The sequence below is a fragment of the Fictibacillus halophilus genome (genome assembly GCF_042680145.1).
Lineage (GTDB): Bacteria > Bacillota > Bacilli > Bacillales > Fictibacillaceae > Fictibacillus > Fictibacillus halophilus_A.
The window spans coordinates 3005270-3025716 of record NZ_JBHTNQ010000001.1; the positions used below are offsets into that span (position 1 = coordinate 3005270).

A 20447-nucleotide genomic window follows, 5' to 3' on the forward strand; every position below is an offset into this window, starting at 1 on the left:
AAGAACCCCGCAACTGTTTACGAGGTTTTGTGGTCTCTCCTGATCTCCAACCGGTTCAATATCAACTTGTTTTTAGTATAGCTTATGTTTTAACTTTTTTAAAGGGTTATGCTTTCGGTTTATAAGCAATCGTTGCTTCAACAGCTTTTTTCCAGCCACCATAAAGTTCGTTGCGTTCTTCTTCTTTCATGTTTACGTCGAAATCTTTGTCCACTTTCCACTTTTCTGCGATTTCTTGGCGGTCACTCCAGAAACCTACTGCAAGGCCTGCAAGATACGCCGCTCCAAGTGCCGTCGTCTCATTAATCTTTGGACGTTCAACAGGAACATTTAGAATATCACTTTGGAATTGCATCAAGAAATTATTCTTAACCGCTCCGCCATCAACACGCAGCTTTTTCAGCTCGATCCCAGAGTCTGCTTCCATCGCAGTGAGTACGTCTCTCGTCTGATATGCGAGTGATTCAAGCGTTGCACGAATAAAGTGCTCTTTCTCTGTACCGCGCGTTAAGCCGAAGATAGCCCCTCGCGCTTCAGAATCCCAGTAAGGTGTGCCAAGACCCACGAAAGCTGGCACCACATACACACCGTCTGTTGAGGAGACGCGATCAGCATATTTTTCACTGTCTGCTGCATCTTTCAGCATGCGCAATCCATCACGCAGCCATTGAATCGCAGAACCTGCCACAAAAATACTTCCTTCTAAGGCGTATTCTACTTTTCCGTCTATGCCCCAAGCGATTGTTGTAAGCAGTCCATGTTCTGACGGAACTGCTTTTTCGCCAGTGTTCATGAGCATGAAGCATCCAGTACCGTACGTGTTTTTCGCCATTCCTTTTTCATAGCATGCTTGTCCGAAAAGAGCAGCCTGCTGGTCACCGGCGATTCCTGCAATCGGAATGTTTTGACCGAAGAAATGATAATCAATCGTTTCTCCATATACTTCAGAAGAAGATTTCACTTCTGGCAGCATTGATTTTGGAACACCTAAAATGTCGAGCAATTCGTCGTCCCATTTTAAATCATAAATATTATACATGAGTGTTCGTGATGCATTTGAATAATCAGTTACGTGAGACTTACCGCCAGTCAGCTTCCAAACGAGCCATGTATCGATCGTTCCGAAAAGCAGATCACCGTTTTCCGCTTTTTCTCTTGCTCCGTCAACGTTATCAAGTATCCACTTTACTTTTGTTCCAGAAAAATAGGCGTCGATTAAAAGTCCAGTTTTGTCGCGGAACTTGTCATTAAGCTCTTGTTTCTTCAGTTCATCACAAATTTCAGCTGTCTGGCGTGATTGCCAAACAATCGCATTATGAACGGGTTTTCCTGTGTTCTTGTCCCATACAACCGTTGTTTCACGCTGATTCGTGATTCCGATCGCCGCAATCTCAGCAGGATCTGTATCTGTTTTATGAAGGACTTCTGCAACAACCGCTAAAATCGTTCCCCAGATTTCCTGTGCATCATGCTCCACCCAGCCCGGCTTAGGAAAATGCTGTTTGAATTCCTTTTGAGAGATTTCAACTATTTCTCCAGCTTGATCGAATAGAATAGCTCTTGAACTTGTTGTTCCCTGGTCGAGTGCGATAATATATTTTTTTGCCATTTCAAAAACCCTCCCGAGTATCTAATTTATTTTTTAGTTTTCGATTTTATCTCCGTGCGGTATTGCGTGTGTGCCTTTTTGTCCTAACATGAACGTTATTGCCAAAACTCCTGCACATACGGCTGTCCAGATCCAAAATAACGAAGTAACTTTACCAGTGAAAACAGCTTGATAGAATAATGCTCCGAATATTCCTCCAAGTACTGGACCTACAACAGGAATCCATGAATACGTCCAGTTTGAACCGCCCTTTCCTGGAATCGGTAAGATCGCGTGTGCGATTCTTGGTCCGAGGTCACGTGCAGGGTTGATCGCGTAACCAGTAGTACCACCAAGTGATAAACCGATTGCGACAATCAGGAATCCGACGATCAGCGGATTAAGTCCCTCTGAAAATTTATTCGCTCCAATCGATAATAATCCTACCAGCAAAACAGCTGTTCCGATAAATTCTGAGAGCAAGTTCGAAAACGTGTGCGGGATTGCCGGGTCAGTTGAGAATACTCCTAGCTTTACCGCTTTATCATCAGTTGCTTTCCAGTGCGGCAGGAAGTGGAAGTATACAACGATTCCACCAAGCATTCCTCCGATTACCTGAGCGACAATGTACATCGGCACATCGCTCCACGCAAATTCACCGATTGCAGCAAGTCCAAGCGTAACAGCCGGATTGATATGTGCACCGCTGAAACCTCCGACGGCGTAAACCGCTACTGATACGGCAAGTCCCCAGGCTAATGCAACAACAATCCAACCACCGCCTTGTGCCTTGGATTTATTTAAGGAAACGTTTGCAACAACGCCCCCTCCAAAAATAATTAGGATCATAGTACCGATTAATTCTCCCATAAATGTAGACATCATTTTTCCTCCTTTATGCTAAACTGACAAGATGATTTTTGTATAATAGCTTTTGGTACCGTGAAGGAAGCAAACAAAAAGAGACCCAGCAAAAGATACCTATAGTTTTGCTATAAGTTACCCCTTGTGGATCTCCATGTTCTCCGTCACGTTTATGAACTTGTCTCTATTATAGCAAGGATGTAAACGTTGTCAAACGTTATTCAGGAAAAATATTAGATCCACAAATCTGGATTAGAGGTCGTTACTGCTTCTGCACCTGCCTCAAGGGCTTGTATGACATTTTCCTTTGTACGAATAAGACCGCCAGCAATTATTGGTATTTGAGCTTGCTGTCTCACTTCTTTAATTATTTCCGGCATGATGCCCGGTAAAACCTCTAAATAATCAGGTTGAGCACGTTCGATTACTTTATAACTTGTTTCTAGCGCTAGTGAATCTAATAAAAATAAGCGTTGTACAGCGATCATGTTCTTCTTTTTTGCCCGAATGATGCAGTTTGAGCGTGTCGATATAATGCCAGCCGGCTTCATTTCCTGAGCTAGAAAATCCACGGCGTATTCGTTTGCTTTCAGGCCATTGATCAGATCAAGATGAACAAGGACTTTTTTATTTCGCTCGTTTGCCATGGAAATCATAAATTTCAGCTGGCTGATATGCGTATCTAAACAAACGATGTATGTATATTTGCTTTTAAGCAACTTCTCAAAATCTTTCATTTTCCTGGCAGCAGGTAAAACCTTTTGACCGTGAAAGCTCATCATGCACACTCCTCTTACTTCTTATCATTTTCAAAAAGCAGCAAATTTATTGGGTTGCTGAGCCCTTTTTTATATTCTGTGATAATAACACATACCAACTGCCAGGGACGAGCATTTAATGTGTTATGGCTACTACAAAAGCAGTACTTTTCTTTAAGGAGATGATTTTAGATGATAAAGAAACAAATAAAGAATCAAATCGCTCCTTATGGATGTTTTCCAGAACCTTTTGGAGACGAAGTGACAGAGAAGGTTCTGAGAAAAGAAACTTTAATAGTTGTTGATGAAAACGAATATCAGACATGCTTTAGGTTAGGAACTAATTTGCTTCCTATTTTCGGCAGATCGTAAATTTTTTTCTCAAACTAGTCGTTTTCATTTCAACCTCCCTCAAGAAATGATCGTGATGTGAGTCCCTTCTGAATTCAGAAGGGATTTTTCCATTTTTAATAGATACCTTACGGGGTGTTTAACCCTAGCCGACCAAATAATTTGAAGAATAAGCGCTATATATTGACGAATTAGGGTGTTATTTTGAAAAAGATCACCCTTATTTTCACCAAAATTAGTAATATATTGACGAGTCTACAATCCTCGACAAATTCCATCCCTTCGTATACCCTCACCCCACATTAAAGAACAACAAAAAAAGCCTCCCAGCTCATAAAGAGCTGAAAGGCTTTGAAAATTAACGTTTTGCTGCAATGTCGATACGGTTGATTGCACGTTTAAGTGCAAATTCCGCACGAGTTGCATCGATCGTATCTTGCTTGTTGCCTGCAAGACGCTTCTCGGCACGTTCTTTTGCTGCACGTGCGCGATCCACTTCGATGTCGCCAGCAACTTCAGCAGCTTCTGCTAAAATTGTGACTTTTTCAGGTCGCACTTCAATAAATCCACCGCTAACGGCCACGTATTGTGTTTTCCCATCAACGTCGTGAACACGCACGGCGCTGATCGTTAAAGGAGCTACAAGAGGGATATGGCCTGGAAGAACTCCAAGCTCCCCGCTTTTTGCTTTCGCGCTGACCATTTTCGCATTTCCTTCAAACACAGGACCATCAGGGGTTACTACGCTGACTTGAATGGTTTTCATCCAATCTTACCCCTTTCAGGCATTAGGCCAAAGTTTTTGCTTTTTCAATAGCATCCTCAATAGAGCCTACGAGATGGAACGCTGATTCCGGAAGATCATCGTATTTTCCTTCAAGGATTTCTTTGAATCCACGAACTGTTTCTTTAACAGGAACGTATGAACCTTTTTGTCCTGTAAATTGTTCTGCAACGTGGAAGTTTTGAGATAAGAAGAACTGGATACGACGCGCACGGTGTACAACTAGCTTGTCATCTTCAGAAAGCTCGTCCATACCAAGGATCGCGATGATATCTTGAAGTTCTTTGTAACGCTGTAAAGTCGCCTGTACTTTACGTGCTACTTCGTAATGCTCTTCTCCAACGATCTCAGGAGAAAGTGCACGAGAAGTTGATGCCAAAGGATCTACCGCTGGATAGATACCCATAGCTGTTAGTTTACGCTCAAGGTTTGTTGTTGCATCTAAGTGAGCAAACGCTGTAGCTGGAGCCGGATCCGTATAGTCATCGGCAGGTACATAGATCGCTTGGATAGATGTTACAGAACCTTTTTTCGTAGATGTGATACGCTCTTGCAATTGACCCATTTCAGTTGCAAGAGTTGGCTGGTAACCTACCGCTGATGGCATACGGCCAAGAAGGGCAGATACTTCAGAACCTGCTTGCGTGAAACGGAAGATGTTATCTACGAAGAAAAGAACGTCTTGTCCTTGTTCATCACGGAAGAATTCAGCCATTGTCAAACCAGAAAGAGCGATACGTGCACGTGCTCCAGGCGGCTCGTTCATTTGTCCGAATACCATTGCCGTTTTCTTGATAACACCAGAGTCGCTCATCTCGTGGTAAAGGTCATTACCTTCACGAGTACGCTCACCAACACCTGCGAATACGGAGATACCACCGTGCTCTTGTGCGATGTTGTTGATTAACTCCTGGATAAGAACTGTTTTACCTACACCCGCACCACCGAAAAGACCGATTTTTCCACCTTTTACGTATGGAGCGATAAGGTCAACTACCTTGATTCCTGTCTCAAGAATCTCAGTTTTTGTTGTTAATTCTTCAAAAGAAGGCGCTGAACGGTGAATTGGATCACGGCGAACATCTGCCGGTACTGCCTCACCAAGGTCAATGTGATCACCTGTTACGTTAAATACACGTCCAAGTGTTGCTTCACCTACTGGTACTGAAATCGGCTTACCTGAGTCAGCGATTTCCATCCCACGAACAAGACCATCCGTTGAATCCATTGCGATTGTACGAACCATGTTATCACCAAGGTGAAGTGCTACTTCTAGTGTTAAATCAACACCCTCAGTGCTAACAGTTAAAGCGTTAAGCAATTCTGGAAGCTGGCCTTCAAACTTAACGTCAACGACCGGCCCTAGAATTTGAGTAATATAGCCTTTATTCATCGGTTTCCCTCCTATCTTACTTTGCACATGATGCATTTGAATCACTTTTTAGAAAAGTCTATTCAAGTGCTGCTACACCGCCGACGATTTCCGTAATTTCCTGAGTGATAGCTGCTTGACGCTCACGGTTATAAGAAAGTGTCAATTGGCCGATCAGTTCATTAGCGTTATCGGTTGCATTTCTCATTGCAGTCATACGAGAAGCATGCTCGGCTGCTTTCGCATCAAGTAAAGCACCATAAATCAAGCTCTCTGCATATTGAGGCAGAAGCACTTCAAGGATCTCATCCTCTGAAGGTTCGTACTCATAAGAAGATTTTGATTTTGTTGCAGCGATATCAGTTAACGGAAGAAGCTTCTTCTCCGTAAGATCGCTCTGAATGGCACTTACAAAATGGTTGTAATACATGTAAAGCTCATCAAATGTACCGTCCGCATAAAGGCTGACTGCCTTCGATGCGATTGCCTTAATTTCAGCAAAGGATGGCTGGTCTGCCACACCTGTGATGCTGTCCAATATAGACATCTTACGGCTTTTGAAAAAGTTTACACCGACTTTACCGATGACGATCAATGCGTACTCATCAGGTGACTTGTGACGCTGTTGAATCGTACGGTAAACGTGACGCAAAATATTTGAGTTATAAGCTCCTGCTAATCCACGGTCAGCTGTAACGACGAAGTAACCTGTCTTCTTCACTGGACGTGTTAAAAGCATGGAATGTTTAGCGTTGCTGCCAGATGCAATGCTTCCAACCACTTCTTGGATTTTATCCACGTAAGGGCCGAAAGATTTTGCATTTTGCTCAGCACGATTTAGCTTTGCAGCTGAAACCATTTCCATTGCTTTCGTGATCTGCATTGTCTTTTTCGTAGAATCAATACGTGCTTTGATATCTCTTAATGCCATTCAATTCACCACCTTTATTGGTAGTTTAAAAATCGGTAATCCTCATTTTAAACATAGTAAGCTGGTTGCACGGTTCTAAGCTTTTTACTGTCTTAGAACCGTACTTAATTTTTATCTATAAAAATTTACGCAAAAGTCTTCTTGAATGCTTTGATCGCTTCGTCTAGGCTGTCGTCGCCAGGAAGTTTTCCAGATGTCTTGATTGCATCAAGAACGTCTTTAGAGTTAGCTTCCATGTGTGCGTAAAGCGCTTCTTCAAAGCGGCTTACATCTTCAACAGCTACATCATCAATGTATCCGCGAGTCAATGCATATAGGATGGCAACTTGGTGCTCAACTTTTAGCGGCTTGTGAAGTCCTTGCTTAAGTACTTCTACAGTACGTGCACCACGGTTAAGTTTTGCTTGAGTTGCTTTATCAAGGTCAGAACCGAACTGAGCAAATGCTTCAAGCTCACGGTATGAAGCAAGATCCAGACGAAGTGTACCGGATACTTTACTCATCGCTTTAATTTGTGCTGCTCCCCCTACACGAGATACGGAGATACCTGCGTTGATCGCCGGACGAACACCGGAGAAGAACAAGTCAGATTGTAAGAAAATCTGTCCGTCTGTGATAGAGATAACGTTTGTCGGGATGTATGCAGATACATCAGATGCTTGCGTTTCGATGAACGGAAGCGCTGTGATTGAACCGCCACCCAACTCGTCGTTCAACTTCGCTGCACGCTCTAAAAGGCGTGAGTGAAGGTAGAAAACGTCCCCTGGATAAGCTTCACGGCCTGGAGGACGGCGAAGCAGCAAGGAAAGTTCACGGTATGCAGCAGCTTGCTTAGAAAGATCATCATAGATGATCAATACGTGCTTGCCAGCCCACATGAACTCTTCAGCCATAGATACTCCAGAGTAAGGAGCAAGGAACAACATTGGTGCAGGCTGAGAAGCAGATGCTGATACAACGATTGTGTAATCAAGCGCTCCGTGTGAACGAAGTGTTTCTACAACGCCCGCAACTGTTGATTCTTTTTGTCCGATCGCTACATAGATACAGATCATATCTTGATCTTTTTGGTTAAGGATCGTATCGATCGCTACAGCTGTTTTACCTGTTTGACGGTCACCGATGATAAGCTCACGCTGTCCGCGTCCGATTGGCACAAGTGCGTCAATCGCTTTAATACCCGTTTGAAGCGGCTCATGTACTGATTTACGAGCCATTACACCTGGTGCTTTTTGCTCGATTGGGCGAGTCTTAGTAGTAGCAACTGGACCTTTGCCGTCAATAGGCTGTCCAAGAGGGTTAACTACACGACCAAGAAGCTCTTCACCTACAGGAACTTCCATGATGCGTCCTGTACGTTTTACTTCGTCACCTTCACGAATTTCTTGGTATGGCCCAAGAATGATGATACCTACGTTGTTTTCCTCAAGGTTTTGGGCCATACCCATTACACCGTTAGAAAATTCAACTAGCTCACCAGCCATTACGTTATCTAATCCATGGGCACGGGCAATACCGTCACCGACCTGGATAACTGTACCCACATCATTTACTTCTATCTCAGATTGATAGTTTTCAATCTGCTTTTTTATTAAAGCACTGATTTCTTCAGCTTTAATGCTCATGAATTTCACCCCTATCCTCTCAGCTTCCGTTAGAAGCTAATTGACGTTCCATTCGATTCAACTTTCCGCTGATGCTTCCGTCAAAAATACGGTTGCCAATGCGGATCTTAATTCCTCCAACAAGTGAAGGATCTACAATATTATTAATGCGCAACGCTTTTTTGCCGACTCGGGCAGCAAACGTCTGCTCCAGCTTCTGTATTTCTGCGTCTGATAAAGGACGAACAGAAAATACATTTGCATCAGCAATGCCTTGTGCCTCATTTGCTAATTCAATGAACTGCGCAGCCATTTCTGTGATATACGTGTAACGATTGCGGTCTACCATTAAGTAAACTGTGTTCATTACAGCAAGAGAAAGGTCAGCTCCAACACTCTCTTTGATCAATTCTTTCTTCTGATCTTTAGATACTTTTGGATGTGCTAAAACTTTTTGAAGATCTTTGTTGATCTCCAGAACGTTTTTTACAAGACGCAATTCTGAAACTGTTTCTTCAAGTTTCGTAACACCAACTACTTCAAATAGTGCCAATGCATAACGTTTTGCTACGATTGCTTGATCTTTGCTCATCGAGACTCGCCTACCTCTTGAAGGTATTCGTTAATGAGCTTCTCCTGAGAGCTTTCGTCAAGTTCTTTTGCAATAACTTTAGAAGCGATCTTAACGGATAGAGCAGCAACTTCTTGACGAAGTGTAGCAACTGCTTTTTCTTTTTCAGAAGCGATCTCAGCCAATGCAGCTTCTTTCACGCGCTCAGCTTCGTCACGGGATGCTTTAATAATCGCTTCACCTTGAGCTTCGCCTTGCTTTTTCGCATTGTCGATAATAGCTTTCGCTTCTTCGCGCGCTTTCTTTAACTCTTCAACTTGAGTTTCAAGATAAGTCTTAGCTTCTTGACGGGATTGTTCAGCCGCATCAATTTCGCTGTTGATATGTGATTGGCGCTCTTTCATGATTCCCATTAATGGGCCCCATGCGTATTTGCGCAGCAATACTAATAGGATGATAAATGATACTAACTGGAAAAGGATATCTCCAGTGTTAATTCCACCTGTAGCAGCACCTAGAATTAAGGATTGCACAGCATTTCCTCCCTTCAATCGATCATACATAAGGAATGGCGAAGGGTAGTCCCTATTCGGAAACTTGCTTCGCCATTATAAAAATCGTAATAAACAATGGTTGTTATGATTACTCAGCGCCAAGAGCGATGAACGCGATAACTACACCGATGATTGGAAGTGCTTCAACTAACGCAACCCCGATGAACATTGTTGTTTGAAGAGTACCACGTAGTTCTGGTTGACGAGCGATCCCCTCAACTGTACGTCCTACGATTAAACCGTTACCAATACCAGCACCAAGTGCCGCTAGACCTACCGCGATTGCAGCTGCAATAAGATTCATGATAAAATTTCTCCCTTCTGAATTCCCTTAAAATTTTTATGAAAATTGGCTCCTATGTATAGAAGCTTGATTTTTCCCGATAATTAGTGATCGTGGCTTACTTTATGTGCCAAGTAAACCATTGTCAGCATTGTGAAGATAAACGCCTGGATCGCACCGACAAAGATCGAGAACCCTTGCCATACCATCATCGGCAACAATGCGAATACTCCTTGGAAAATACCGCTTGTACCAAGTCCTGCTAATAAAGCGAGGAGCATCTCACCAGCAAAAATGTTTCCGTAAAGACGAAGACCAAGCGTAAGAGTGTTTGCAAACTCTTCAATAATCTTCAACGGGAACAAGAACTTCATTGGCTTGAAGAATTCAGCTCCATATTCTTTGAACCCCTTCATTCTCACACCGTAATAGTGTGAAAGCGCCACTACCATAACCGCTAGTGTCAATGTAATGGTCGGGTCTGCAGTAGGTGATTTCCACCATAAATTATGGTCGACTACTACTGCAAAAGGTAATCCCAGCATGTTGGCCACGAAAATATACATGATAAGCGTAAGTCCTAAAGCAAGAAAACGTCCGCCAGTATGCCAGTCCATTGTGCTGCCTATGATTCCTTTTACGAAATCGACTACCCATTCAAGGAAGTTTTGCATTCCTCCTGGTCGCATTGACAAGGCTCGAGTAGCGAGTACCGCAATTAGGAAAACAATAACGGATGAAACTGTGATCATCAGTACGTTCGACATATTAAACGTCAAACCGAGAAAATCTTTAGTAACTGCACCATGTTCCACCTATGTTCACCTCTTTTCCTTTGGAGTGCTAAAGCTTTGAGTTAGTGAATCTATTAACATGATAATGTAGACTGCCATCAATCCCACTACCACACTTAATAAATGAAAATGTTCCGGGTATTTCATTGCGATGAGCACCGCTAACCCTGCAAAGAGGAGTCTGGAAAGAGAACCGAGTGTTTTTACCCTTTTTTGCTGGATCACTGCTTGTCCCATTCTTTCAATCTTCGAATACATGCTCCAAAGATTATAGAGACTGAACACAGTACCTAGAGCCAGTCCTAAAAAGATTGTTTTATAAGGAGTAACAGCATAACCGACGAATAGAAGCGAGAGCAGATACAATGTGTACTTTATGTATTTAAAAAACACCGATTTGTACTCATTCATCATTGCCCGTCCCCTGAAAACTTCGATATTAAGCGGATCATCCCGTAAACACCTGCTCCAAGACCAAGAAACAACCCGATGATGAGGAAGATTGGAAATTCATTGCCGATGTACGCATCAAGCCATTTGCCTCCAAAAAGTCCGATCAAAATGCAGCCAACAAGCTGAGAGAGAATGCCAGACATTAAAGCCATTGCTTTATAAGGGCGTTTCCCATTGCTCATAGATGTGGACTCCTTCCTTCTGGAAACAGGTAATTTTTTCTTAAAAAACCCTTGAAAAGACAAGAATGTAAACCTTACCATATTCCCTTTGTAAGAATACAATAGTGACATTTCTATGTCAACGACTTCCGGGACGGTTTATTAAATAAATTGTGGAAATTTTGTGGCTTGTTTCAAAGGTTTATAGTTAACATTGTGTACTATCTTTCCCTTCATTTTCCAAGAATCCGAATAATTCCACCCATTTGATAAATACTTACATTAAATATATGGAAGGAGCTTGGTCAAAATGAAACAAAAAGTATTAATTTTGATAGTCATTATTGGTGTTCTTGCGGCAGGTTGCATGAACAACGACAAAAAACCGGTAGAAGAGTCACGCGATATGAGAAATAATGTCGAGCAGGATCGAGACAAACCATTGAATGTTCAGTATAACGATCAGACGCCAACGAACATGACCCAAGTTGATTATGCAAAATGGGGTAAAATGGCCTTGGAAGAAACAAAAAAGAAGTATCCGAACAGCCGTGTCAGCGATTATCAATATGATACCCGCAGAGTAGCCCCAGATGGGACCATCACCGACTACTTCGACTTTACGGTTTATCAGGATAATACGAAGCGTTTGGTAAAAGTCGGCGTCATGCATGATGATAACAAGCTGATGGATATGAAGTTTGAGGAAATGAGTTAAATACTACGGCAAAGGAGGGCTGACGTTTGTCAGCCTTCTTTTTTGGATTTTACGATTTTACGGTACGTGTTCTTTTATTTATTACACGTTCGCTCAAGATGTACTGGTTTTCACTCAAAAACACCAAGCTACGCTCAAGAAAGTCTTCCTGCGCTCAGAATCTTCAAGTTACGCTCAAAACACTGCAACTTTCGCTCAAACACAATTTTGTTAGCCCTTTCTCAGCGTGAAAACTGGCTTCAAATAGATAAAAAAAAAAAAACTGACTCAACCGGGACATTTTCCCCCTCAATCAAGTCAGTTTTATCATTTTTCCGTCTTATTTTGTTCCAAACAAACGGTCACCAGCGTCACCAAGACCTGGAACGATGTATCCGTGGTCGTTTAATTTCTCGTCTAAAGCAGCCAAGAAGATATCAACGTCTGGGTGCTCATCTTGAATCACTTTTACACCTTCTGGAGCAGCAACTAAGCACATAAGCTTAATGTTTTTCGCACCGCGGTTTTTAATAGAAGTGATTGCTGCAGAAGCAGATCCGCCTGTCGCAAGCATAGGGTCGATCACGATAAAGTCGCGCTCTTCTACATCAGAAGGAAGCTTTACGTAATATTCAATCGGTGTCAGCGTTTCAGGATCACGGTAAAGACCAACATGTCCCACTTTTGCCGCTGGAATAAGTTTAAGAATGCCGTCTACCATACCGAGACCGGCGCGAAGGATAGGTACTAGCCCTAATTTTTTTCCGGCGATTGTTTTCATTGTCGCTTCAGCAACTGGCGTTTTTACCGTTACTTCCTGCAATGGAAGATCACGCGTGATTTCAAAAGCCATTAGCCCAGCTACTTCATCTACAAGCTCGCGAAATTCTTTTGTACCCGTTCTCTCATCTCGAATGTATGTCAATTTATGCTGAATTAACGGATGATCAAGGACATATACATTGCTCATGTTTAAAGCACCTCTCCTTTTATGTAACTTTTATTGGCGTTTCTAAAAAAGCATCTCTAGCATTGTACAGAAAAACATGGTGCACTTCAAGGAAAACTAGCAGTTAAATCGATGCAATTTTGACTCCAAATATTTCTTGTTCAGCTCACTTGTTACTATTCCCCTTTTTGGCGGTTGAAACCATTAAAAAAGAGAAGAATCGGATCCAACTTCTACACACCTATATGTACAAAAATATATTTAAACAATTATAGTGGCCGCCTCACAGCATCTTCTATCTTCGTTCGTTGTAAAATAAAAAGAAACCGCAGCGATGCGATCTCCTCTTATATCCTAATTTAATTTCTTTTTATCTTTGCTGCGAATTGTGATCGTATAAGAATCGTCTTTTACCTTTTCTTTCATTTCATCTGTTTTCAGATAGTCTTCAATAACTTTCTCCAACTGTTCTGCATGCTCTTTTGCATCAGGATCTGTGCTTTTGAGAGATGTTTTAAAGATAATTTCAGGTGAAGGATAGACAGAATACGCTAGACCAGTTACTTTATAGACTTTCTTGCCCATTAAATCCTCGCCAACAATTGAAAGGATCTCGCCCCATCTCCAATCCTGATCTCTTTTCTTCATGTTTATTTTCTTAATCTTAATCTTGTAAGGCTCGTCTGTTTTAGCACTTACAATCTGCTGGACCTGTTGTTTAATTTCATCCGTTCTTTCAACCGAGTCTGGAACTTCAATTTCTATTATCTTTTTATTTGGGTCAATACCTAACCCTTCTAATTGATATTCTTCGCGCATCTCATTAATAGCCGTTAGAATTCCCTCATCTTGTTCTGCTTGTTTTTCCTGCTCTGCCATAAACTTTTTGTCTTCTTCACTCAAAGTCCGTTCCTGAAATTTGTTTACCTTAACGGAATAAGCGTCATAGCCTCGTGCATTTAGAATTTCTGCTGCAACCGATTCTACCTCATTCTTCACTTTTTCAAAATATTGATCATCACCTTGTATATCAATAATTATTTCTTTTTTTCCTTGATATGAGGCACCTACTCCGCTTATGCTGTACCCTTTTTCCCTCAGTTCTTCATGTATGACATAACCGATATTTTCTGATTCGAAGTATTTTCCTATATATGGAATCTTCGCAGCCATCTTGGCCATTGCAGGGGAAACAAAAGCTGATCCAATAAATAATGCAAAAAGAAGTACAGCAGCACTCGTAAGATAGATTAGTCTATTTCCAAAATGGCTATTTCTGCTTTTAAAGCTTTGATTTTCTATCCGGTCATATATTTTCCGCTCCAGGTTTTGATCGAACTTAACTTCCGCTAAAACCGTACTTGTCATGCTTTCTTTTAACTTTTTCAATTTATCATCCATTCCCCGCACCTCTTTCAAACATTTGCTTTAATAGATCTCTCCCTCTATGCAATCTCGTTTTTACGGTGTTTGTTTTAATTGATAAGAGGGTGCTGATTTCCTCAAGCTTTAGGTTTTCAAAGTAATATAGAAAAATAACTTCTCTGTATTTAAGCGGCAAAGTTAAGACTTTTGTAGACAGTTCACTTTCTTCTGACTTCTTGATAAAAGCAGCTTCTGGGGTTTGATCATTAGAATAATAGTGGTCAAATAAAGTTTGTGTGAATTTCTTATACTTGTATGCTCGTGATTTCATGACATCTTTGCATCTGTTGCTCGCAATCCGGTATATCCATGTTTTTATTGATGATTCTTCACGAAAAGTATCCATCTTTTCGTAACAGCTGATGAATACATCCTGTGTAATCTCTTCTGCCAGATTTTTATCTTTTACATAAGAGTAGGCTAACCACAAAACACTTTGCCCGTACTCTTTCATCAGGCTGTCAAGGCTACATTCTTTACTTTTTACTAGATCATAGCTGGTATGCTTACCGGCTGCAGACTTTATATTATTGATCAAAGTCGTACCTCCTTTTCACAGATACAGACGACATTTTTTCAGAACGGTTCCCTTTAAAATTAAATTTCTTTTTAATCACCAAAAAACCCCTCTGCCTACCGGCAAAGGGGCTTAATCTTAATTTTATTCGTAAAGCTTATATTTACCTGCTAGTTTCTCAACGCGTGCTTCTGCATCTTTCAGCACATCTGCATCCTCAATGTTCTTTAGAACTGATGCCATGATCGATGCGATCTCATCCATATCTTCTTCTACAAAACCGCGGGAAGTAACGGCTGCTGTTCCGATTCGGATTCCGCTCGTTACGAACGGGCTTTCTTGATCAAATGGAATCGTGTTTTTGTTCACTGTAATTCCGATATCATCAAGCGCTTTTTCAGCAACTTTTCCTGTTAACGCAAGCTCGCTCACGTTGATCAGGATCAAGTGATTGTCTGTACCATCTGAAACAAGTGTAAGTCCTTCTTTTTTAAGAGATTCAGCAAGGCGCTTCGCGTTTTTCACGATCTGCTCAGCATACACCTTGAAATCATCCGTTAAAACTTCTCCGAACGATACCGCTTTTGCAGCGATCACGTGCATTAAAGGACCACCCTGGATGCCTGGGAAGATGGATTTATCAATTTTTTTAGCGAATTCTTCTTTACATAAAATCATTCCGCCGCGCGGTCCGCGAAGCGTTTTGTGTGTTGTCGTCGTTACAAAGTCAGCATAAGGAACTGGATTCTGGTGAAGACCAGCTGCAACAAGTCCAGCGATGTGAGCCATATCCACCATAAGGTAAGCTTCCACTTCATCCGCGATTTCACGGAACTTCGCGAAATCGATCGCACGTGGATACGCGCTCGCTCCAGCTACGATCAGCTTCGGACGGTGTTCAAGTGCTTTTTGACGAACATCTTCATAATCGATGACATTCTTTTCTTTATCAACTCCGTACTCAACAAAGTTGTATTGAATTCCGGAAAAGTTAACAGCACTTCCGTGAGTTAAGTGGCCACCGTGAGAAAGGTTCATACCAAGAACCGTGTCACCTTGCTCTAAGATTGTGAAGTAAACGGCCATGTTGGCTTGAGCACCAGAATGCGGCTGAACGTTGGCATGTTCTGCACCGAAGATTTTCTTCGCGCGGTCTCTCGCCAGGTTCTCAACAACATCCACGTGCTCACATCCGCCATAATAGCGTCTTGACGGGTAACCTTCTGCGTATTTATTTGTTAAAACGGAGCCTTGAGCTTCCATTACGGCTTGGCTAACAAAGTTTTCAGAAGCAATCAATTCTATTTTTGTACGCTGGCGGTGCAATTCATCCATGATGGATTGGTAGACTTCTTGATCAGCTGTTTTCAAATGGTTCATTTTCGCTTCCCCCTTACCTTATGTGAAAAATTATTATGATTGTAACATACCCTTCTATCTTACACATTTATGTCTTCAGTTGTAAGAGGAAATGCACAATCTTTCACAAAGGTGTGAAAATTCATTTTATTTGATAGGGATGAACATGGTATGATGATACATAATAGAGAGAAACAGTAGATTTAAAAGGGGTGTCATACATCATGATGAAAAAGTGGTTTGGAGCGAGTCTTCTTGTCCTTGTGCTTGCACTTGCTGGCTGCAGCGAGGAAAAAGCAAAACCTGAGGAAAAACCGAAGAAGGAACAAACGGAAGAGAAAACAGCTTCTGATGAAACAGCCAATCAGGCTAAAATTATTAAAAACATGCAAGAAAATGCAGTTGAATTAGATCCAAAAGCATTAGAAGCAGATCCTAAAGCTTACGAGGAAAAAATCATTAAAGCGGTTGGAACCGTTAATTCCGAGACTCCAGTAGCAACAGGCGGAAGCTTCGAGCTTAAAGTTGGAGAAACAAACTTTAAGGTTATGAACTTTACGATGAGTAAAGTTGCACCTGGTTCTGACATCATCGTCTACGGAAATGTAAAGACTGGGAAAGATGCAAAATCAGGTCTTTCGTTGATCAACGCTACTTATATTGAATAGAAAAAGAGCGGGCTGCATTTTAACGGGTTCTCTTTTGAGGGAGAAAACATTAAATAATAGCTTAAATAGCATACCAATTCGCAGGTGAATTGGTATGCTATTTTTTATTGTTATATCAACGTTTTTACCGATTTTATGTATAAACTAGCACCCGAATTCGTATACAAATTAGCAGGATGACAATAGTTATTGTCATCCTGCTAATTACCTTGCTGAATAATGTGTTAATCTGAGTCATTTTTCAAAGAACAAATGGGAATTTATGTTAATATTTAAATATGAAAACTAGTATGATTACTACAAAGGAGGAGTTTAGTTGAAAGTTAAATTTTCTTTGCTTGCGTTTTCTTTGTGTTGTTTGATTATAAGTGGTTGTGTTTCAGAGAAAGAGGAGACAAAGGATGAAAAAGCACAGCCCGTTATGCAAAATGCTGATTCGTCTAGTATTGTTAGTGAGACTGATATTAAAAATATTGATTGGGACAAAACAGTTACCAAAATAGGGACAAATGGAAACAGTGATATCCTTGGAAATCCAAAAAAAGTCGGTTATGTAGGACCCGATTTACAAGCGAAGAAAAAAGATAAATGGTTATGGCACTTCTTTGGGAAAGCAGAAGGAAAATTAACCGTAGTAGCTTATCATCAAGAAACATCGATGAAAAAGCCCTTATTAACAAGTGGTTATACAAGAGATTTTTCAGGAGGAGCAATGAACGGGGCAGATGCCACGATGCCTTCTAACGTTTCTTTACCTTCATCTGGAAAATGGGCATTGCTCGTGTATATTGATGAACAGTTATTTGACACTTTAGTTATAGACGTAAAAGAAAAAGTAACTGAATAAGTAAAAAAAGACCAGATATATTTCTGGTCTTTTTTGATGTTATTTACATAACCAATTATAGTGCTATTCCAGTTGCTAAAAGGCTTGCGAATTGTTATTTTCTCCTCCAAAAGAGAACCCGTTAGCTGCATTTGCCCGCTCTCTTTTTTACTTTAGGCTGTTTTCGTAAACAAATGTTGTTAGGAAGAAGATGTTGATTTCCGCTCCAGGATGCTCGCTTTCCGCGGGGCGTGCGGTGAGCCCCCTAGGCTTTTCAAGCCTGTCGTGGTCTCACCTGTCCCGCTAATCCCGCAGGAGTCTCGCACCTTGCGCTCCATTCAACTAGTCAATGAAGCGTACTCAACAAAATCGTCAAAAGCATCAATCTATTTTGAAACTCTGCTTTGAAACTCATGGATTGCCTTATATTGGGATTCCATCGTTTTTGATAGACTCTGATAGATTTCAAACAGCTCTCCATATACCTCTTTATGCTCTGCGTTCGGCATCACCGTTCCATATTGCTTTGTTTCCTCAGACACTTCCTGTAAAACTTCTGTTTCACCAATTGCAAATCTTCCAAGCTGAACCGCTCCAAGACAAGAACTTTCTGTATGCTCAGGAATGCTAACTGCCTTCTGGAAAACATCGGCTAAAATCTGCTTCCACGCTGGTGAGTTCGTAAAACCGCCCGTCGCAAAAATCTTAACGTCTGCTTTTTCCTGTGCTTGTGTTTTCACCAGGCTATAAACCTGATACAGATTGAAGATCGTACCTTCTAATACCGCACGAACCATGTGATCTTTTTTATGGCGCAGCGTCAAACCGATAAAAGAACCTTTAGCCTGCGCATCCCATAAAGGTGCACGTTCACCCGTTAAATGAGGCAGAAACACCAAGCCTTCTGCACCAGGAAGCGCCGCTTCAGCCCGTTTTGACAGCTCTTCATAAGAACCTTCCATTTCCTCTTCTGTAAAAAGGTCGTGAACCCATTGAAACGCAATTCCTCCGTTATTTACAGGACCGCCAGAGACCCAATGCTTTTCGGTCAACGGATAACAAAACGTTCTTCCCTCAGCATCCAAAACCGGAGTACTAGAAGTCGTTCTGATCGCACCGCTTGTCCCGATCGTTACGGCAACATCACCAGGCGAAATCGCACCTACCCCAAGATTGGATAAAGGTCCGTCAGTCGCTCCGATTACTACTTTTACAGATGAATCGAGTCCGCTGATCTTTGCTAAGGTTTCCGAAAGGTTGTCCCAGTAAAATGTCGTAGGCTGGATCACCGGCAGCTGATCAGGAGTAACATCCGCCATCCGTAAAGCCTCTTCATCCCACTCGAGTGTGTTCATGTTCCAAAGTCCCATTGCTGCAGCTGACGCATAATCAGTTGCCCATTCACCAAACCAGCGATATAGTATGTAATCTTTTATGCCGACAAACTTAGTTGCTTTTTGAAAAATCTCTGTATGCTCATTCTTTAGCCACTGCAATTTAAACAGAGGTGTCATCGGATGCAGCGGCACGCCTGTTCTTTTATAGAGGTCTAATCCGTCTGGATTTGATTTTACCGCAAAAGCATATGACTCACTGCGCGTGTCTGCCCATGTGATGCTGTTCGTCAGCGGTTTCCCATCCGTATCCACCGCAATGAGAGAATGCATCGCTGTACTGAATGAGATAAAGCCAATTCTTTCTGCGAGATCCCCGCTCTTCCTTACCGTTTCTCTTAGTGAATAGACGACTGCTTCATAAATCTCATCAGGATTTTGTTCCGCAGCCCCGGGTACCTCTGCAAGCAAAGGATAACTTTTTGCATGATGAGCAACTGCCGCTCCTTTTTCATCAAAAAGGACGACCTTCGTGCTCGTCGTTCCTATATCAATGCCGATTGCATAACTTTTCAAAATATATTCTCCTTTCAAACCGTTCACCAAAGGGAGCAGCATTAGTATGCCCTCCCTCATCAAACCACTATCTATAGTATAAAGAATCCTAATACAAATACGACCGTAAATCCAGTTAATGCAATAATAGTCTCCATTATTGTCCAAGAACGAAGCGTATCTTTTGTCATCCAGGATCGCACAGCATACGATTGTTGATCTGTTATTTATAAACTTTATGATAAAAAATAAAGACAGAGTGCAGGATTCTATTCAAAGAATGCGAAATGCTATCTCTATAAAAAAATATAAAAAGGGGAAATAAAAGATGGCCGCTTTTCAAATACGTCCTGTCGTAAAAGAAGATATCGAGCACCTGAAAAGTTTGATGCTCGCTTATATTGTTGATTTTTATAAGGGTAGAAAGCCTGAGGATAATCAATTGGAAAATCATATTTTGCACCTGCTGAACTCTGAGGAAGCAGGAACACAGTTTGTGGCGGTTGCCGATGATGGGGAGCTTGCCGGTTTCGCTACACTCTATTTCTCGTTCAGCACCACTCGTGTGCAGAAAATCGCCATTTTGAACGACCTTTTTGTAGATTCAGAGTATCGCGGATCGGGATTAGGCGAGAAATTGTTTCAGCATGTCCTAGAATATACGAAAAATGAAGGCTATGCGTACATGACTTGGCAAACAGCAGTCGATAATACGTCTGCACAAGCACTTTACAAGAAAATGGGCGGAAAAAACATCAACTCTGAGTGGATTCATTACGAGATCGAACATAATTAGGATGCTTGGCAAGCGCCAAGCTACAGATCATCGATTTTGAGGGCACTTAAAAGAGCCGAAAAGGCTTAGTCGAACGTAATTTCACCAAAAGCACAAATAATTTCACCAGTTTTTCTCTTATATTGAAAAATGTAACCAATATATTCACCAATTTGGCCATTATATTGACGAGTCTACAATCCTCGACAAATTTCGCCCCGCCACCACCTCACCCGCTCAATAAAAAAACAAAAAAAGCCCTCACCAAGAGGGC

The 20447-nt window shown here is 41.6% G+C and carries 23 protein-coding genes; 5 read left to right on the forward strand and 18 right to left on the reverse strand.

Annotated features, from left to right (window positions below):
• Nucleotides 1-106: 106 nt before the first annotated feature.
• From glpK to ACFQ4X_RS15175, 3 genes are all read right to left on the reverse strand, one after another.
• On the reverse strand, nt 107-1609 hold the full coding sequence (glpK, locus tag ACFQ4X_RS15165; RefSeq protein WP_379836512.1) for a glycerol kinase GlpK: 1503 nt from the start codon (nt 1607-1609) through the stop codon (nt 107-109).
• A 33-nt stretch (nt 1610-1642) separates the two neighbouring features.
• The gene (locus ACFQ4X_RS15170) at nt 1643-2470 is read right to left on the reverse strand and encodes an MIP/aquaporin family protein (protein WP_379836514.1); all 828 of its coding nucleotides are present in this window, start codon (nt 2468-2470) and stop codon (nt 1643-1645) included.
• 215 nt (nt 2471-2685) lie between these two features.
• Nucleotides 2686-3231, reverse strand: coding sequence for a glycerol-3-phosphate responsive antiterminator (locus ACFQ4X_RS15175; protein WP_379837186.1), 546 nt, complete (start codon nt 3229-3231; stop codon nt 2686-2688).
• Between the two features lie 171 nt (nt 3232-3402).
• On the opposite strand from ACFQ4X_RS15175, the gene ACFQ4X_RS15180 reads away from it, so the two are divergent.
• Complete coding sequence (locus tag ACFQ4X_RS15180; RefSeq protein ID WP_379836516.1) at nt 3403-3582, forward strand: hypothetical protein; 180 nt, start codon at nt 3403-3405, stop codon at nt 3580-3582.
• 337 nt (nt 3583-3919) lie between these two features.
• Here the strand turns inward: ACFQ4X_RS15180 and ACFQ4X_RS15185 are convergent, their stop codons facing one another.
• The 10 genes from ACFQ4X_RS15185 to ACFQ4X_RS15230 all read right to left on the reverse strand — a co-directional run bounded on the left by ACFQ4X_RS15185 (nt 3920) and on the right by ACFQ4X_RS15230 (nt 11089).
• The gene (locus ACFQ4X_RS15185; RefSeq protein ID WP_379836518.1) at nt 3920-4327 is read right to left on the reverse strand and encodes a F0F1 ATP synthase subunit epsilon; all 408 of its coding nucleotides are present in this window, start codon (nt 4325-4327) and stop codon (nt 3920-3922) included.
• 22 nt (nt 4328-4349) lie between these two features.
• On the reverse strand, nt 4350-5738 hold the full coding sequence (gene atpD / locus ACFQ4X_RS15190; RefSeq protein WP_379836520.1) for a F0F1 ATP synthase subunit beta: 1389 nt from the start codon (nt 5736-5738) through the stop codon (nt 4350-4352).
• A 58-nt stretch (nt 5739-5796) separates the two neighbouring features.
• A complete protein-coding gene (gene atpG, locus ACFQ4X_RS15195) occupies nt 5797-6648 on the reverse strand; it encodes an ATP synthase F1 subunit gamma (protein ID WP_379836522.1) in 852 nt (283 codons plus the stop codon).
• A gap of 125 nt (nt 6649-6773) precedes the next feature.
• A complete protein-coding gene (gene atpA, locus ACFQ4X_RS15200; protein WP_066293888.1) occupies nt 6774-8273 on the reverse strand; it encodes a F0F1 ATP synthase subunit alpha in 1500 nt (499 codons plus the stop codon).
• 19 nt (nt 8274-8292) lie between these two features.
• Nucleotides 8293-8844: a F0F1 ATP synthase subunit delta gene (locus tag ACFQ4X_RS15205; RefSeq protein ID WP_379836525.1), complete on the reverse strand. Its 552-nt coding sequence runs from the start codon at nt 8842-8844 to the stop codon at nt 8293-8295.
• Nucleotides 8841-9356 (reverse strand): F0F1 ATP synthase subunit B, encoded by a 516-nt coding sequence (gene atpF, locus ACFQ4X_RS15210; RefSeq protein ID WP_245801966.1) that lies wholly within the window; start codon nt 9354-9356, stop codon nt 8841-8843. The genes ACFQ4X_RS15205 and atpF overlap by 4 nt, the downstream gene beginning before the upstream one ends.
• 109 nt (nt 9357-9465) lie before the next feature.
• Nucleotides 9466-9681, reverse strand: a complete 216-nt coding sequence (gene atpE, locus ACFQ4X_RS15215; RefSeq protein WP_130293109.1) for a F0F1 ATP synthase subunit C — start codon at nt 9679-9681, stop codon at nt 9466-9468.
• A gap of 83 nt (nt 9682-9764) precedes the next feature.
• A complete protein-coding gene (gene atpB / locus ACFQ4X_RS15220) occupies nt 9765-10475 on the reverse strand; it encodes a F0F1 ATP synthase subunit A (RefSeq protein WP_130293107.1) in 711 nt (236 codons plus the stop codon).
• 6 nt (nt 10476-10481) lie between these two features.
• Nucleotides 10482-10868 carry an ATP synthase subunit I gene (locus ACFQ4X_RS15225; protein WP_379836527.1) on the reverse strand — a complete coding sequence of 129 codons (387 nt, stop codon included), beginning with the start codon at nt 10866-10868 and terminating at the stop codon, nt 10482-10484.
• On the reverse strand, nt 10865-11089 hold the full coding sequence (locus ACFQ4X_RS15230) for an AtpZ/AtpI family protein (RefSeq protein ID WP_066293897.1): 225 nt from the start codon (nt 11087-11089) through the stop codon (nt 10865-10867). The genes ACFQ4X_RS15225 and ACFQ4X_RS15230 overlap by 4 nt, the downstream gene beginning before the upstream one ends.
• Nucleotides 11090-11378: 289 nt before the next feature.
• On the opposite strand from ACFQ4X_RS15230, the gene ACFQ4X_RS15235 reads away from it, so the two are divergent.
• Nucleotides 11379-11786, forward strand: coding sequence for a DUF3889 domain-containing protein (locus ACFQ4X_RS15235; RefSeq protein WP_379836529.1), 408 nt, complete (start codon nt 11379-11381; stop codon nt 11784-11786).
• A gap of 319 nt (nt 11787-12105) precedes the next feature.
• Here the strand turns inward: ACFQ4X_RS15235 and upp are convergent, their stop codons facing one another.
• The 4 genes from upp to glyA all read right to left on the reverse strand — a co-directional run bounded on the left by upp (nt 12106) and on the right by glyA (nt 16036).
• Nucleotides 12106-12735, reverse strand: a complete 630-nt coding sequence (upp, locus tag ACFQ4X_RS15240; RefSeq protein WP_066293906.1) for a uracil phosphoribosyltransferase — start codon at nt 12733-12735, stop codon at nt 12106-12108.
• 333 nt (nt 12736-13068) lie between these two features.
• A complete protein-coding gene (locus tag ACFQ4X_RS15245; protein ID WP_379836531.1) occupies nt 13069-14115 on the reverse strand; it encodes a DUF4030 domain-containing protein in 1047 nt (348 codons plus the stop codon).
• Nucleotides 14108-14677 carry a sigma-70 family RNA polymerase sigma factor gene (locus tag ACFQ4X_RS15250; protein WP_379836533.1) on the reverse strand — a complete coding sequence of 190 codons (570 nt, stop codon included), beginning with the start codon at nt 14675-14677 and terminating at the stop codon, nt 14108-14110. The genes ACFQ4X_RS15245 and ACFQ4X_RS15250 overlap by 8 nt, the downstream gene beginning before the upstream one ends.
• A 123-nt stretch (nt 14678-14800) precedes the next feature.
• Nucleotides 14801-16036 carry a serine hydroxymethyltransferase gene (glyA, locus tag ACFQ4X_RS15255; protein WP_226536975.1) on the reverse strand — a complete coding sequence of 412 codons (1236 nt, stop codon included), beginning with the start codon at nt 16034-16036 and terminating at the stop codon, nt 14801-14803.
• A gap of 203 nt (nt 16037-16239) precedes the next feature.
• Here glyA and ACFQ4X_RS15260 point away from each other — a divergent pair, with 203 nt between their 5' ends.
• Entirely contained in the window at nt 16240-16683 is a 444-nt protein-coding gene (locus tag ACFQ4X_RS15260) for a hypothetical protein (RefSeq protein WP_379836536.1), read from the forward strand.
• 316 nt (nt 16684-16999) lie between these two features.
• The gene (locus ACFQ4X_RS15265) at nt 17000-17530 is read left to right on the forward strand and encodes a DUF4871 domain-containing protein (protein WP_379836538.1); all 531 of its coding nucleotides are present in this window, start codon (nt 17000-17002) and stop codon (nt 17528-17530) included.
• Between the two features lie 365 nt (nt 17531-17895).
• On the opposite strand, the gene ACFQ4X_RS15270 is transcribed toward ACFQ4X_RS15265, so the two are convergent.
• Complete coding sequence (locus tag ACFQ4X_RS15270) at nt 17896-19419, reverse strand: gluconokinase (RefSeq protein ID WP_379836540.1); 1524 nt, start codon at nt 19417-19419, stop codon at nt 17896-17898.
• Between the two features lie 307 nt (nt 19420-19726).
• Here ACFQ4X_RS15270 and ACFQ4X_RS15275 point away from each other — a divergent pair, with 307 nt between their 5' ends.
• Nucleotides 19727-20194 (forward strand): GNAT family N-acetyltransferase, encoded by a 468-nt coding sequence (locus ACFQ4X_RS15275; protein ID WP_379836542.1) that lies wholly within the window; start codon nt 19727-19729, stop codon nt 20192-20194.
• Nucleotides 20195-20447 lie beyond the last annotated feature (253 nt).

Bases quoted from the DNA above. Each gene is read 5' to 3' on its own strand.
- ACFQ4X_RS15175 (WP_379837186.1), bottom strand. From the start codon at position 3,231: ATGAGCTTTCACGGTCAAAAGGTTTTACCTGCTGCCAGGAAAATGAAA.
- atpA (WP_066293888.1), bottom strand. From the start codon at position 8,273: ATGAGCATTAAAGCTGAAGAAATCAGTGCTTTAATAAAAAAGCAGATT.
- ACFQ4X_RS15235 (WP_379836529.1), top strand. From the start codon at position 11,379: ATGAAACAAAAAGTATTAATTTTGATAGTCATTATTGGTGTTCTTGCG.
- atpG (WP_379836522.1), bottom strand. From the start codon at position 6,648: ATGGCATTAAGAGATATCAAAGCACGTATTGATTCTACGAAAAAGACA.
- ACFQ4X_RS15260 (WP_379836536.1), top strand. From the start codon at position 16,240: ATGATGAAAAAGTGGTTTGGAGCGAGTCTTCTTGTCCTTGTGCTTGCA.
- atpD (WP_379836520.1), bottom strand. From the start codon at position 5,738: ATGAATAAAGGCTATATTACTCAAATTCTAGGGCCGGTCGTTGACGTT.
- ACFQ4X_RS15275 (WP_379836542.1), top strand. From the start codon at position 19,727: ATGGCCGCTTTTCAAATACGTCCTGTCGTAAAAGAAGATATCGAGCAC.
- ACFQ4X_RS15245 (WP_379836531.1), bottom strand. From the start codon at position 14,115: ATGGATGATAAATTGAAAAAGTTAAAAGAAAGCATGACAAGTACGGTT.
- ACFQ4X_RS15230 (WP_066293897.1), bottom strand. From the start codon at position 11,089: ATGAGCAATGGGAAACGCCCTTATAAAGCAATGGCTTTAATGTCTGGC.
- ACFQ4X_RS15205 (WP_379836525.1), bottom strand. From the start codon at position 8,844: ATGAGCAAAGATCAAGCAATCGTAGCAAAACGTTATGCATTGGCACTA.
- ACFQ4X_RS15180 (WP_379836516.1), top strand. From the start codon at position 3,403: ATGATAAAGAAACAAATAAAGAATCAAATCGCTCCTTATGGATGTTTT.
- glpK (WP_379836512.1), bottom strand. From the start codon at position 1,609: ATGGCAAAAAAATATATTATCGCACTCGACCAGGGAACAACAAGTTCA.
- ACFQ4X_RS15185 (WP_379836518.1), bottom strand. From the start codon at position 4,327: ATGAAAACCATTCAAGTCAGCGTAGTAACCCCTGATGGTCCTGTGTTT.
- upp (WP_066293906.1), bottom strand. From the start codon at position 12,735: ATGAGCAATGTATATGTCCTTGATCATCCGTTAATTCAGCATAAATTG.
- ACFQ4X_RS15225 (WP_379836527.1), bottom strand. From the start codon at position 10,868: ATGATGAATGAGTACAAATCGGTGTTTTTTAAATACATAAAGTACACA.
- glyA (WP_226536975.1), bottom strand. From the start codon at position 16,036: ATGAACCATTTGAAAACAGCTGATCAAGAAGTCTACCAATCCATCATG.
- ACFQ4X_RS15170 (WP_379836514.1), bottom strand. From the start codon at position 2,470: ATGTCTACATTTATGGGAGAATTAATCGGTACTATGATCCTAATTATT.
- atpE (WP_130293109.1), bottom strand. From the start codon at position 9,681: ATGAATCTTATTGCAGCTGCAATCGCGGTAGGTCTAGCGGCACTTGGT.